Annotated in this window: 12 protein-coding genes; 10 read left to right on the plus strand and 2 right to left on the minus strand. The window is 71.3% G+C overall.

Annotated features, from left to right (window positions below):
• The first annotated feature begins 7 nt into the window (after positions 1–7).
• The 3 genes from SB754_RS03515 to xerD are packed head-to-tail and all read left to right on the plus strand — an operon-like array spanning position 8 to position 3,314.
• Positions 8–1,750, plus strand: coding sequence for a CTP synthase (locus tag SB754_RS03515; RefSeq protein ID WP_410783251.1), 1,743 nt, complete (start codon positions 8–10; stop codon positions 1,748–1,750).
• Complete coding sequence (locus SB754_RS03520) at positions 1,750–2,412, plus strand: NUDIX domain-containing protein (protein WP_410780969.1); 663 nt, start codon at positions 1,750–1,752, stop codon at positions 2,410–2,412. Before SB754_RS03515 ends, SB754_RS03520 begins: the two co-directional genes overlap by 1 nt.
• Entirely contained in the window at positions 2,409–3,314 is a 906-nt protein-coding gene (gene xerD / locus SB754_RS03525) for a site-specific tyrosine recombinase XerD (protein ID WP_410780970.1), read from the plus strand. Before SB754_RS03520 ends, xerD begins: the two co-directional genes overlap by 4 nt.
• Positions 3,315–3,461: 147 nt before the next feature.
• Here the strand turns inward: xerD and SB754_RS03530 are convergent, their stop codons facing one another.
• A complete protein-coding gene (locus tag SB754_RS03530; protein WP_410783252.1) occupies positions 3,462–3,974 on the minus strand; it encodes a GNAT family N-acetyltransferase in 513 nt (170 codons plus the stop codon).
• 115 nt (positions 3,975–4,089) lie between these two features.
• On the opposite strand from SB754_RS03530, the gene SB754_RS03535 reads away from it, so the two are divergent.
• From SB754_RS03535 to der, 7 genes are all read left to right on the plus strand, one after another.
• On the plus strand, positions 4,090–4,989 hold the full coding sequence (locus SB754_RS03535) for a ParA family protein (RefSeq protein WP_410780971.1): 900 nt from the start codon (positions 4,090–4,092) through the stop codon (positions 4,987–4,989).
• Positions 4,973–5,839 (plus strand): segregation and condensation protein A, encoded by an 867-nt coding sequence (locus SB754_RS03540; RefSeq protein WP_410780972.1) that lies wholly within the window; start codon positions 4,973–4,975, stop codon positions 5,837–5,839. The genes SB754_RS03535 and SB754_RS03540 overlap by 17 nt, the downstream gene beginning before the upstream one ends.
• Positions 5,829–6,509, plus strand: coding sequence for an SMC-Scp complex subunit ScpB (scpB, locus tag SB754_RS03545; RefSeq protein WP_410780973.1), 681 nt, complete (start codon positions 5,829–5,831; stop codon positions 6,507–6,509). Before SB754_RS03540 ends, scpB begins: the two co-directional genes overlap by 11 nt.
• Positions 6,499–7,254 carry a pseudouridine synthase gene (locus tag SB754_RS03550; protein WP_410780974.1) on the plus strand — a complete coding sequence of 252 codons (756 nt, stop codon included), beginning with the start codon at positions 6,499–6,501 and terminating at the stop codon, positions 7,252–7,254. The genes scpB and SB754_RS03550 overlap by 11 nt, the downstream gene beginning before the upstream one ends.
• Positions 7,255–7,668: 414 nt before the next feature.
• Positions 7,669–8,757, plus strand: a complete 1,089-nt coding sequence (locus tag SB754_RS03555; protein ID WP_410780975.1) for a prephenate dehydrogenase — start codon at positions 7,669–7,671, stop codon at positions 8,755–8,757.
• Positions 8,754–9,425, plus strand: a complete 672-nt coding sequence (gene cmk, locus SB754_RS03560) for a (d)CMP kinase (RefSeq protein ID WP_410780976.1) — start codon at positions 8,754–8,756, stop codon at positions 9,423–9,425. The genes SB754_RS03555 and cmk overlap by 4 nt, the downstream gene beginning before the upstream one ends.
• The gene (gene der, locus SB754_RS03565; RefSeq protein WP_410780977.1) at positions 9,418–10,923 is read left to right on the plus strand and encodes a ribosome biogenesis GTPase Der; all 1,506 of its coding nucleotides are present in this window, start codon (positions 9,418–9,420) and stop codon (positions 10,921–10,923) included. The genes cmk and der overlap by 8 nt, the downstream gene beginning before the upstream one ends.
• Positions 10,924–11,189: 266 nt before the next feature.
• On the opposite strand, the gene SB754_RS03570 is transcribed toward der, so the two are convergent.
• Positions 11,190–13,109, minus strand: a complete 1,920-nt coding sequence (locus tag SB754_RS03570; RefSeq protein ID WP_410780978.1) for a hypothetical protein — start codon at positions 13,107–13,109, stop codon at positions 11,190–11,192.
• Positions 13,110–13,323: the final 214 nt, after the last annotated feature.

Consider the following 13,323-nt stretch of genomic DNA (forward strand, 5'->3'; position numbering starts at 1 on the left):
GCCCGTGGTGGATTATTCAGACGCGGGCCCCTCGAGCGGCAGATCTCAGACAAACGGCACTACCAAACACATCTTCGTGACCGGTGGTGTCGTTTCTTCGTTGGGGAAGGGGCTGACGGCCGCCTCCCTCGGCAATCTCCTCACGGCGCGGGGCCTGCGTGTCGTCATGCAGAAGCTCGACCCCTACCTGAACGTGGATCCGGGCACGATGAACCCGTTCCAGCACGGTGAGGTCTTCGTCACCGACGACGGTGCGGAGACCGACCTCGACATCGGCCACTACGAGCGCTTCCTCGACATCAACCTCGGGCAGTCCGCCAACGTCACCACCGGCCAGATCTACTCCAACGTCATCGCCAAGGAGCGCCGCGGCGAGTACCTCGGCGACACCGTCCAGGTCATCCCGCACATCACCGACGAGATCAAGCGGCGGATGCGCCTCCAGGCGCAGCCCGGTCCGGACGGCGAGCCCGCCCCCGACGTGATCATCACCGAGATCGGCGGGACGGTCGGCGACATCGAGTCGCAGCCGTTCATCGAGTCGGCCCGCCAGGTGCGCCACGAGCTGGGCCGCAAGAACTGCTTCTTCGTGCACGTCTCGCTGGTGCCCTACATGAACGCGTCCGGCGAGCAGAAGACCAAGCCGACCCAGCACTCCGTCGCCGCCCTCCGCTCCATCGGCATCCAGCCGGACGCGCTCGTGCTCCGCAGCGACCGACCGGTCTCCGAGAGCAACAAACGCAAGATCGCGCTGATGTGCGACGTGGACGAGCAGGCCGTGGTGAACGCGGTCGACGTGCCGAGCATCTACGACATCCCGACCATGCTCCACCAGCAGGGCCTCGACGCGTACATCATCGACCAGCTCGGCCTCGACAAGGCCAACGACGTCGACTGGAACGGCTGGGCCCGCCTGCTGGAGTCGGTCCACGACCCGAAGCACGAGGTCACGATCGGTCTCGTCGGCAAGTACATCGACCTCCCCGACGCCTACCTCTCGGTCACCGAGGCGCTCCGCGCGGGGGGATTCGCGCACCGCACCAAGGTGAAGCTCAAGTGGATCCCGTCCGATGAGTGCCAGACGCCGGAGGGGGCGTCGACGCAGCTCAGCGACGTCGACGCGATCTGCGTGCCCGGCGGCTTCGGCGTCCGCGGCATCGAGGGCAAGGTCGGTGCCCTGCGCTTCGCGCGTGAGAACGGCATCCCGGCGCTCGGGCTGTGCCTCGGCCTGCAGTGCATGGTCATCGAGTACGCCCGCAACGAGGCAGGGCTCGGCGGCGCGTCGTCGTCCGAGTTCGACCCGGAGACCGAGTTCCCGGTGATCGCCACCATGGCCGAGCAGGTCGACATCATCGCCGGCGGCGACCTGGGCGGCACCATGCGCCTCGGCCTCTACCCGGCGACGCTGGCCGACGGCTCCCTCGTCTCGGAGCTGTACGGCGCCGACGAGGCGTCGGAGCGTCACCGCCACCGCTACGAGGTCAACAACAACTACCGCGAGCAGATCGCCGACGCCGGTCTCTGGTTCTCCGGCACCTCGCCGGACGGCCACCTGGTCGAGTACGTCGAGCTGCCGCGGGATGTGCACCCGTTCTACGTGGGCACGCAGGCCCACCCCGAGCTCCGCTCCCGCCCGAACCGTGCGCACCCGCTGTTCGCCGGTCTCGTCGGCGCCGCACTCGAGCGCCAGAAGGCCAGCCTCCTGTTCGAGGTGGCCGAGGCCGACGCCGAGATGGTGGCAGAGGCCTGATGGCGGACAGCGTGGTCGACAGTGTCGCGGACAGCGTCGCAGGCGACCTGAACGACCAGCCGTTCCGCCCAGAGGTCGTCTCCACCGAGACGGCCTTCGAAGGCAAGATCTGGAACGTCCGCCGCGACGTCTTCCGCTACAACGGCGACGAGATCACGCGGGAGTACGTGGACCACACCGGCGCCGTCGGCATCCTGGCGCTGGACGACGAGGGGCGGGTGCTGCTCATCCGGCAGTACCGGCACCCCGTCCGCCACCGCGACTGGGAGATCCCGGCCGGCCTGCTCGACAAGCACGCGGAGGACCCGCTGACGGCGGCCCAGCGCGAGCTGAGCGAGGAGGCCGACCTCCAGGCCGACGAGTGGAACGTGCTCGCGGACGTCTTCACCAGCCCCGGCGGCAACGACGAGTCCATCCGGATCTACGTCGCCCGCGGCATCCACTCGACCGGCTCCGAGTTCGCCCGCGAGGCGGAGGAGGCCGACATCGAGGTGCGCTGGGTGCCGCTCGACGACGCGGTGGAGGCGGTGATGCAGCGCCGGGTCCACAACGCGCCGCTGATCATCGCCCTGCTGGCCGCGAAGACCGCCCGTGAGCAGGGCTGGACGTCGCTCGGCGCCGCCAACGAGCCCTGGCCGAGCCATCCCAAGCTGAGCAGATGACCGTTGCGGCCGAGGTCGACGCGTTCCTCCGGCACGTCGCGATCGAGCGGGGGCTCTCGGCCAACACGGTCGCGGCGTACCGTCGCGACCTCGCCGTCTACAGCGCCTGGCTGGAGGCGGAGGGGATCGGCGACCTCCAGCAGGTGACGCCCGCGACGCTGTCTGCGTTCGCGGTGCACCTCGGGACCCGCGCGGAGTCGCCGCTGACCGCCTCCTCGCTCGCCCGGATGCTGTCGACGGTCCGCGGGTTCCACCGGTTCCTGCTCGACGAGGGCCGGGTGGAGGCGGACGCGTCGCGCGACCTGCGGCCTCCCAAGCTGCCCAGCCGCCTGCCGAAGGCCATCTCGGTGGAGCAGGTGTCCGCACTGCTGGCCGCGACCGACGGCGACGATGCTGGCGCGCTGCGCGACAAAGCGCTGCTGGAGCTGATGTACGCCACCGGCGCCCGCGTCAGCGAAGCGGTCGGGCTCAACGTGGACGACGTGATCGACGCCGACGTCGTCCGCCTCACCGGCAAGGGCAGCAAGCAGCGGATCGTCCCGCTGGGCAGCTACGCGCAGGAGGCCGTGTCGGCGTACCTGGTGCGGGCGCGTCCGGTGCTGTCGGCGAAGGGCCGGGCGACGCCGGCACTGTTCCTCGGGATGCGGGGGGCGCGGCTGTCCCGGCAGAACGTGTGGCTGATCATCCGAGCCGCCGCCGAGCGCGCGAAACTGGACGTCGAGATCTCGCCGCACACGCTCCGCCACTCGTTCGCCACGCACCTGCTGGCCGGGGGAGCGGACGTCCGGGTCGTGCAGGAGCTGCTGGGCCACTCGTCCGTCGCGACGACCCAGATCTACACGCTGGTGACGGCCGACACCCTCCGCGACGTGTACGCGACCTCCCACCCGCGCGCCCGCTGACGCCTCCGCTCGCTGGCACCTCCGCTCGCTGCTGCGGCCCGTTGCCGCCCCTCGCTGCCGCCCGTACCCGGAGCGAGTGCAGCCGTTTGTCACGTTTGCTGCTGCGCGCGCAGCAGCACACGTGACAAACGGCAGCACTCACGTGGATCAGCGCGCGTGGAGGCGGCGCGGCGCGCGTCGGCGCAGCCAGACGTAGACGGAGCGGCCGTCGGCCCCGGCGCGCCGGGTCGCGGTGAACCCGAGTTTGCGGAGCACGCCGAACGATGGTGCGTTCCACGTCGCGACCGTGGCCCACAGCATCGGGAAGCCGGCGCGGAACGCGGCGTCGGCCACCGCCGAGGCGGCCTCGGTGGCGTAGCCCCCGCCGACGTGGCCGCGCAGCAGCTCGTACGCGATCTCCGGCTGGGAGGCGCTGGCCCGTCCGACGACGAGGCCGCAGTACCCGATCGCCTCGCCGGTCTCGGCCAGCTCGATCGCGTACAGGCCGAAGCCCTGCTCGTCGAACCGGCGGCGCTGCGCGTCCAGCCGTTCCCGCTCCTCCTCGACCGACCCGGGCGGGGGCCCGAGGGGATGCTCCGCGAGCAGAGCGAGGTTCCACTCGGCGTCGCGCCCGTCGCGCGGGCGCAGACGCAGACGCGGGGTCTCCAGGGCGGACGGCATCGGCTGCACGCGGTCAGCGTACCGAACCGCCGGGCCCACGCCCCGCAAGCGGGGCACGGCGCGGATAGACTGTCCCCTTGAAAGACCGCCCACGAGAGGGACGAGGAACACGCAGGTGACGCGCAACGACGAGGTCGAGACCCAGCTTCCTGGCATGGATGCCGCATCCATCGCCGTGAAGCCCGGCCCCACCGGTCGCCCTCAGCGCGCCTTCCCGGCGCCCGCCCCGCTGACGCAGCACGGACCCGCCAAGATCATCGCCCTCTGCAACCAGAAGGGTGGCGTCGGCAAGACGACCACGAGCATCAACCTCGGCGCGTCGCTGGCCGAATACGGCCGCCGGGTCCTGGCGGTCGACTTCGACCCGCAGGGCGCGCTCTCGGCCGGCCTCGGCGCGCACACGCACGACGCCACGACGATCTACGACCTGCTGCTCAACCGCAACGCCGACGTTCAGGGCGCCATCCAGTCGACCTCGACGCCCGGGCTCGACATCATCCCGGCGAACATCGACCTCTCCGCCGCCGAGGTGCACCTGGTCAACGAGGTCGCGCGCGAACAGATCCTCGCCGGGGTGCTGCGCAAGGTCGCGAACGACTACGACGTCATCCTCGTCGACTGCCAGCCGTCGCTCGGCATCCTCACCGTCAACGCGCTGACCGCCAGCCACGGCGTGCTCATCCCGCTGGAGTGCGAGTACTTCGCCCTGCGCGGCGTCGCCCTGCTGATCGAGACGATCGACAAGGTGCGCGAGCGGCTCAACCCGGCGATCGAGCTCGACGGCATCCTCGCCACCATGTACGACTCGCGGACGCTGCACTCGCGCGAGGTGCTGGAGCGCGTCGTCGACGCCTTCGGCGACCGCGTGCTCGAGACGGTGATCTCGCGCACGGTGAAGTTCCCGGACGCGTCGGTGGCGGCCACCCCGATCACGCAGTTCGCGCCCGAGCACCAGGCGGCGGAGGCGTACCGTCAGCTGGCGCGGGAACTGGTGTTCCGTGGCGCCGTCGCCTGAGACGGCCGAACCGCGGGGCACGGCCGAACCGGCGGGTGCGGGCACGGGCGCGGCCGAACCGGGCGAGACCGCGGGCTTCCGCGTTTCGCTCGGCGAGTTCGAGGGCCCGTTCGACCTCCTCCTGTCGCTCATCACCAAGCACGAGCTCGACATCACCGAGATCTCGCTGAGCCGCGTCACCGACGAGTTCATTGCCTACCTGCGCGACCTCGACACCGACGAGAGCCTCGACGAGGCGAGTGAGTTCCTCCTGGTCGCGGCCACGCTGCTCGACCTGAAGGTGGCCGGGCTGCTTCCGCAGGGCGAGCTGGTGGATGCCGAGGATGTGGCGCTGCTCGAAGCCCGCGACCTCCTGTTCGCCCGGCTGCTGCAGTACCGCGCGTTCAAGGAGGCCTCGTCCTGGTTCGCTGAGCGGTTGGAGGCGGAGGGCGCACGGCATCCCCGCCTGGTGCGGCTGGAGGACAAGTTCCGTCAGCGCACGCCGGAACTGGTGTGGACGCTCAGCCTCGACGACTTCGCCGCCCTCGCCACGCTGGCGATGACGCCGCGCGAGATCCCGACCGTCGGCCTCGACCACCTGCACGCCCCGCTGGTCAGCATCCGGGAGCAGGCGGCGATCGTGGTCGGTATGCTGCGGCAGGGCGAGCCGATGAACTTCCGCCAGTTGGTCGCCGGCGCCGAGCAGAAGGGCGTCGTGGTGGCGCGGTTCCTCGCGGTGCTGGAGCTGTACCGGCGCGCGGCGATCGCCTTCGAGCAGCTGGAGCCGCTCGGCGAGCTGACGCTGCGGTGGACCGCGGAGCACTGGTCCGAAGAGAACCTGTCGAACCTGGGAGCCGATTATGACGGTTGAGAACACGGCCGAGACACTGGAGGTGACGGACACCACCGAGGTGCCGGCCCCGGTCGAGGACGCGCAGATCGAGCGCGCGCTGGAGGCCATCCTGATGGTGGCGGACGAGCCGATGAGCGTCGTCACCCTGGCGACGGCGGTCGGCGCGCCGGTGAAGCGGGTGCGCGCGGCGCTGGCAGCGCTCGTGGCCGACTTCGACGGTGAGGCGGGCGGTGCGGACGGCGGGGCGGCTGGGGTCGCTGGCGGCGTGCCGGGCGGCGCGCCGGGCGGCGTGCGTCGCGGCTTCGAGCTGCGGGAGGTCGGAGGCGGCTGGCGCATCTACGTACGCGAGGAGTACGACGCGGTCGTGTCCGGGTACGTCCTCCAGCAGAACCCGACGAAGCTCTCGCAGGCGGCGCTCGAGACCCTCGCCGTGATCGCGTACAAGCAGCCGATCAGCCGCGGTGCGATCGCCTCCATCCGGGCCGTCAACGTGGATTCGGTAGTGCGGACGCTGCTCGGCCGCGGCCTCATCACGGAGCTCTTCACGGACAGCGAGACCGGCGCCATCAACTACGGCACGACCGACCTGCTGCTCAGCCAGCTGGGCATCAACTCCATCGACGAGCTGCCGAAGATCTCCCCGCTCCTGGCGGACGGCGCGGACGGGTTCGAGGGCGATGTCCGCTGAGAACGGGGCGCAGGGAGAGCGCCTGCAGAAGGTGATGGCGGCCGCCGGTGTGGCGTCGCGGCGCGTGTCGGAGGACCTCATCGTGGCCGGCCGGGTGTCGGTCAACGGCGTGGTCGTCACCGAGCTCGGGAAGCGCGTCGACCCGCTGGTGGACCGCGTCGCCGTCGATGGAACCGCCGTCCAGCTCGACACCTCCCGCCGCTACGTGATGCTCAACAAGCCGGTCGGGGTGGTCAGCTCGATGCGCGACGAGCAGGGGCGGCCGGACCTCTCGCGCTTCGCCGCCGGGTACCCGGAGCGGCTGTTCAACGTCGGCCGGCTGGATGCGGAGACCTCGGGCCTCCTGATCCTCACCAACGACGGCGAGCTGGCGCACGTGCTCGCGCATCCCAGTTTCGGCGTGACGAAGACGTACGTCGCGCGGGTGCGCGGCATCGTCACCCCGCAGACCATCGGCCGCCTGACGAAGGGCGTCGAGCTGGAGGACGGTCCGATCGCGGCGGACAAGGCGAAGCTGCTGCAGTCGAACCCGCGCGGCGACGACTCGCTGGTCGAGATCACGCTGCACTCCGGCCGCAACCGGATCGTGCGGCGGATGCTCGCCGAGGTCGGGCACCCGGTCGTGGAGTTGGTGAGGCGGCAGTTCGGGCCGCTGCACCTCGGCACGCTGAAGGCCGGGCAGTTGCGGGACCTGACGAAGGACGAACTGGGGCAGCTGCTGACCATCTCGCGCCAGGGCGAGTGAGCCGTACTGCACACCGGGTGCCTGTTCCTCCTGAATTCAGGTCCCGGATGCGGTGTCATCTCCTGAAAACAGGACCGCGAACCGCGTCTCCTGAATTCAGGAGATTCGGCTCGGGTGGTGCTTGTGGGGCCTTTACTCAGGACGTACAGCACCCCGAGAACCCGTTTCTCCTGAGATCAGGACCCACACGCGCGCCGATCTCCTGAAAACAGGATCGCGAACCCCCGTCTCCTGAATTCAGGAGATTCGGCTCGGGTGGTGCTTGTGGGGCCTTTACTCAGGACGTACAGCACCCCGAGAACCCGTTTCTCCTGAATTCAGGACCCGCACGCGCGCCGATCTCCTGAATCCAGGACCGGCACCGGGCACGATCTCCTGAAAACAGGGGCCCGTGGCGCTGGCTAAGGTGGACGGGTGACTGACACTCCTGCCCGCCTCGCCGGTCCCGTCCGCGTCGTCGGCGCGGGGCTGCTCGGCGCCTCCGTCGGACTCGGGTTGCGCGCCCGCGGTGTCGACGTGCTGCTCGCCGACGCCTCGCCCGCCCACCTGCGGCTGGCCGCGGACTATGGGGCCGGGCGCATCGACGACGGGGGAGTGGAGCCGGCGCTGATCGTGGTGGCAGTGCCGCCCGACCTGACGGGTCGCGTCGTCGCCGACGAGCTGGCCGCCCATCCCACCGCGGTCGTCACCGATGTGGCCAGCGTGAAGGTGGCCCCGCTCGCCGAGCTGGAGGAGTCCGGGCTCGACCTCGCTCACTACGTCGGCGGGCACCCGCTCGCCGGGCGGGAGCGCGGCGGTCCGTCCTCTGCGCGCGCCGATTTGTTCATCGGCCGCCCCTGGGTGGTCGCCGCGCGCCCCGAGAATCCGCGCTCGGCGGTCAACCTCGTGGAGGCGCTCATCCTCGACCTGGGTGCAACGCCCGTCGAGATGGAGGCCGACGAGCACGACGCCGCCGTCGCCCTCGTCTCGCACGCTCCGCAGATCGTCTCCTCCCTCATGGCGAAGCGGCTCGCCGACTCGCCGGACGCCGCCCTGGCGCTCGCGGGGCAGGGCGTCCGCGATGTGACCAGGATCGCCGGGAGCGAGCCGGAGCTGTGGGTGCAGATCCTCGGCTCCAACGCTCCGGCGATCGTCGAGATCCTGCGGGCCTACCGCGACGACCTCGACCGCGTGCTCGCAGCCCTCGGGGATGTCGACGCGTCCGGCGCCCGCCGCACCATCGCGGAGGAGATCGCCGGCGGCAACATCGGCGTCTCGCGCCTCCCGGGCAAGCACGGCCAGGACCGCAGGTATTCGCGCTTCGTGGTGATGGTGGAGGACCGCCCGGGCGAGTTGGCCCGCCTGCTGCACGAGCTCGGTGAGCTGGGCGTCAACATGGAGGACCTGCGGCTCGAGCACTCCCCGGGCGCGCCGTTCGGCCTCGCCGACATCGCCGTGCTGCCCGAGGTGGAGCACCGCACCGTGAAAGACCTGACCGACCGTGGATGGAGGATCACCGGATGAGCGACCCGATCGTCGTCGCCGTGGACGGACCCGCCGGGAGCGGCAAGTCGAGCGTCAGCAAGGCGGCCGCCCGCCGCCTCGGCTGGGCGTACCTCGACACCGGCGCCGCGTACCGGGCGCTCAGCTGGTACGTCGTGGAGCGGCGTCTCGACCCGAGCGACTCCCCGGCCGTCATCGACGCCCTCCCGGACTTCGACTACCGGATCGGCACAGACCCGGACACCTACCACGTGTTCGTCGGCGACGCCGACGTGACCGAGACCATCCGCACGCCGGAGGTCACCGCGGTGGTCAGCGCGATCGCCCGCGTGCCAGAGGTGCGTGCGTTCCTCACCGCGCTGTTCCGCGACATCATCCGGCGCACCGAGCAGGACGGCATCGTCGTCGAGGGCCGGGACATCACCACGGTGGTCTGCCCGGATGCTCCGGTGCGCATCCTGCTGACCGCCGACGAAGCCGTTAGAATGGCGAGGCGTTCCGCGGAGCTGGCCGGCCATTCCGCCGCGCACGTCGGCGAAGCGCTGCGGCGGCGCGACGCGGCCGACGCCCGCGTGGTCGACTTCATGAACGCCGCGGACGGTGTGACCACCGTCGACTCCACCCTCCTCGACTTCGACCAGACCGTCGACGCGGTCATCCAGGTCGTACAGAAAGCAGCACATGTCTGACATCGAAAACGAGCCCACCGGCGACGACGACCTCGTCGCCCGGCTCACCGACCTCGACGAGGACCTTGCGGTCCAGCGCGCGAACGCCCTGCGCAGCGGGCTCGACGAGTACGAGCTCGACGAGACCGACCTCGACCTGCTCGAGATCGCCGGCGAGGATGTGGAGGGCATCACGTACCTCCCGGCCCTGCCGGTCCTCGCCATCGTCGGCCGCCCGAACGTCGGCAAGTCGGCGCTCGTGAACCGCATCCTCGGCCGCCGCGAGGCCGTCGTGGAGGACACGCCCGGCGTGACGCGCGACCGCGTCTCGTACCAGGCGGAGTGGAACGGCCGCCGGTTCACCCTGGTCGACACCGGAGGCTGGGAGCCCGACGCCCGCGGCATCGACGCCTCCGTCGCCGCCCAGGCCGAGGTCGCCATCGACCTCGCCGACGCTGTGCTCTTCGTCGTGGATGCGACGGTCGGCGCTACGGCGACCGACGAGCGCGTCGTCCGCCTGCTCCGCAAGACGCAGAAACCCGTCTTCCTCGCCGCCAACAAGGTCGACGACGCCCGCCAGGAGCCGTACGCGACCGAACTGTGGTCGCTGGGTCTCGGCGAGCCGCATCCCGTCTCCGCATTGCACGGCCGCGGTGTCGCCGACCTGCTCGACGAGGTCCTGAAGGCCCTCCCCGAGGAGTCCGCCTTCGCCAAGCGCGAGATCGGCGGCCCCCGCCGCGTCGCGATCATCGGACGCCCCAATGTCGGCAAGTCGTCACTGCTCAACAAGACGGCGGGGGAGGAGCGCGTGGTCGTCAACGACCTCGCCGGCACAACCCGCGACCCTGTCGACGAGCAGGTCGAGCTCGGCGGCAAGGTCTGGCGCTTCGTCGACACCGCCGGCATCCGCCGTCGCGTGCACCTGCAGCAGGGCGCCGACTTCTATGCGTCGCTCCGCACCTCCACCGCGCTGGAGAAGGCGGAGGTGGCCGTCGTCGTCCTCGACGTCAGCGAGCCGATCAGCGAGCAGGACGTCCGCATCATCGACCTGGTCCTCGAGTCCGGCCGTGCGCTGGTGCTCGCGTTCAACAAGTGGGACCTCCTCGACGACGAGCGCCGCCGCTACCTGGAGCGCGAGATCGAGCAGGACCTCGCGCACGTCTCGTGGGCGCCGCGCGTCAACATCTCGGCGCGCACCGGCCGCCACCTGGAGAAGCTGGTCCCGGCGCTCGAGCTGGCGCTCGAGTCGTGGGACACCCGCATCCCGACCGGCAAGTTCAACGCCTTCCTGGCCGAGCTGACGGCGGCGCACCCGCACCCCGTCCGCGGCGGCAAGCAGCCGCGCATCCTGTTCGGCACGCAGGCGTCGAGCCGCCCGCCGACATTCGTGGTGTTCACGACCGGCTTCCTCGACCCCGGCTACCGGCGCTACATCATCCGCCGCCTCCGCGAGGTCTACGGCTTCGAGGGCACCCCCATCGTCCTCAACATGCGCGTCCGCGAAAAGCGCAAGCGCTAACGCCGCCCGCCCGCACCTCTCGGGCTCGCCGCCCACCGTCGAGTCCACACTTTCTGCACGCGACACGCCGCGAGGGCGTGCAAAAAGTGTGTACTCGACGGTGGGCGGAGGCGCGCGAGACGGAGCGCGCGCGAGGCGCGGAGGCGCGAGACGGAGCGCGCGCGAGGCGCGGAGGCGCGCGAGACGGAGCGCGCGCGAGGAGCGGAGGGGCGCGAGACCGAGCGCGCCCGAGGCGCGGAGGCGCCGGACGGAGCGCGCGCGAGGACTCAGCGCTGGCGGGCGACGTCGAGGATGGGCGCGAACGCGTCCGGCGCGTGGATGACCACAACCGGCGCCGTTCCGCCCGGGAACAGCCGCGCGACGTCGGCCGGGTCGGCCCGGTCGTCCAGCGTGATGTCGATCGACTCGCGCCAACGGCCGTCCGCGAGCCGTTGCACCGTGGCCTCCCACGTGATCCCCGGGGTGGCCCTGGCCTGCAGCCGCAAGTGGATGCCCACGGCGCGCTGGCGCGCCAGCAGCGACAGCAGTCCGCGGTATACCGCGGTCCGTCCGGCGTCGATCAGCCACGGATCGAGCTCGCGGACCAGCAGGTCGGCGTTCCAGAGGATCGTCGTGGCGAACCCGCTGCGCGACTGGTAGACGTCCACGGCGATCACGCCCGGGAGACGGCGCACCGTCTGCCGGAGCGTCCCGCGCGTGATGCCCTCCTCGACCGTGCTGTGCAAGTAGAGAGGCACCGACGGTCGCGGCGGCAGCCCGCCCGCGCGCATCGTGGCGTGGTCGTGGATGCGCTGCGGCCCGTCGAAGAACGCCGCCAGCTCCCGGAGCAGCACCCGCACCCGCTCGTCGGGCGGGTCCGCCTCCACCGCCGCCGCCGTGTCGGCGTACGCGGTCGACTGGTGCAACTCGCCGATCCGGAACCCGTGCGTCAAGGGCGGCCGCGCCTTCACCGTCAGGAACGGCGCGCCGGCCTCCGTCCGCAGCGGGTTCTCCCGGCCCTCCACCCGCGGCACCGGGTCGAGCACGTGCTCCAGCGCGAGCACGCCGACCGAGGCCGGCACCGCAATCCGCCCGAGCGGCGAGCCCGCCACCAGCAGGTGCGTCACCGCGAACCCGGCCGCCGTGGCCGATGCCGCCACCTGCGCCGCCACCATCCCGCCCAGGCTGAATCCGGCGAGCATGACCGGTTCGCCCGGCCGCACACCCGCATCCCGCATCGTGTCGAGCGCTGCGCGGGAGACCGTCGGCTCCACACCGCCGCCGATCAGCAGGTCGGCCGTGAGGTCGTTGGGCGCGGCGCCGGCGCGCGGGTGCCATGACTTCGTGCTGGCGAACTGCACCATCCATCGCCGTCCGCCCTCGCCGCCGATTTCGACCACCCGGACCAGGCCGACGTCGGCTCGGTCGTCGAGGTCCGGATCGCAGAGGTCGTCGATCTCGCGCTGGCTGAGCAGCACCTCCCGCAGCGAACGCACCGAGCGCCGCCGCATCACCCCGGCGGCGATGCCCGGCTGGCCGAGCGGGTCGGGGGAGGGGCCGAGCGGCAACCCGAGCAGCCCGGCCGGAATGTCGGGGAGGCCCGGCGTCGGGACGTAGTCGTCCGGACCGTCGGGATCGTTCCACCAGTCCAGCACGTCCCGGATGAGCGGGAACGCGTGCGCCAGGAAGTCGTCGTACCCGACGCGCGCAACGTCCTGTCCATCCCTCAGCAGCCCGCGCCGGTGACCGAGCCCGACCACCTTGCGCAGAAAAGCAGGCAGTGTGAACACCGCGACGTACGGCCGCGCCCGCCAGCGCGGGAGGAAGACGCCGACGAGCGACACCAGCAGGGCCAGCGGAGCGAACAGCGCGCCGGCCACCCGCGCCGTCCCGCCGATCGTGCGCGGCACCAGCGACAGGTAGAGCCCGCTCAGCGCGATCCGACGAGCTCGACGGGTCGACGGCGGCGGCGACGCGAACGGATACGGGAAGCGCTGCCGCCGTTGCAGGGAGAACCAGACCCACGCCGCGGCGACGCCGATCAGCCACCCGACGACCGCGATGACGGCCACGACCAGGCCGACGGCCGCCAGAAGCAGCCCGAGCACGAACGCGACCGGGATCCCGACGATCAGCCCGACGACGAACGCCAGCCGATCGGCCCACCCGCGGCCCCGCCACAGCTGCGGGGACGGCTGCGACGGCATGCGGTCAGCCTAGCCCGGCCCCTCCGACACTCCCGGAGGCTCGATGCGAATGTATGGAAACGTCACCAGGCAAGCGCGACACGCCACGGCGCTGTGTGAAACTTCCCACCCGCGTGCCCCCAAAGGAGGGGCGACCACAAGGGGGGTATTTGTACCCCGGTCTGTCCTCACTAGTGTGGACAACAGGGAGCCACCCGACCGTGCCCACCCGAGG

Origin of the sequence: Leifsonia sp. SIMBA_070, assembly GCF_046534635.1 — a bacterium.
Taxonomy (GTDB): domain Bacteria; phylum Actinomycetota; class Actinomycetes; order Actinomycetales; family Microbacteriaceae; genus Leifsonia.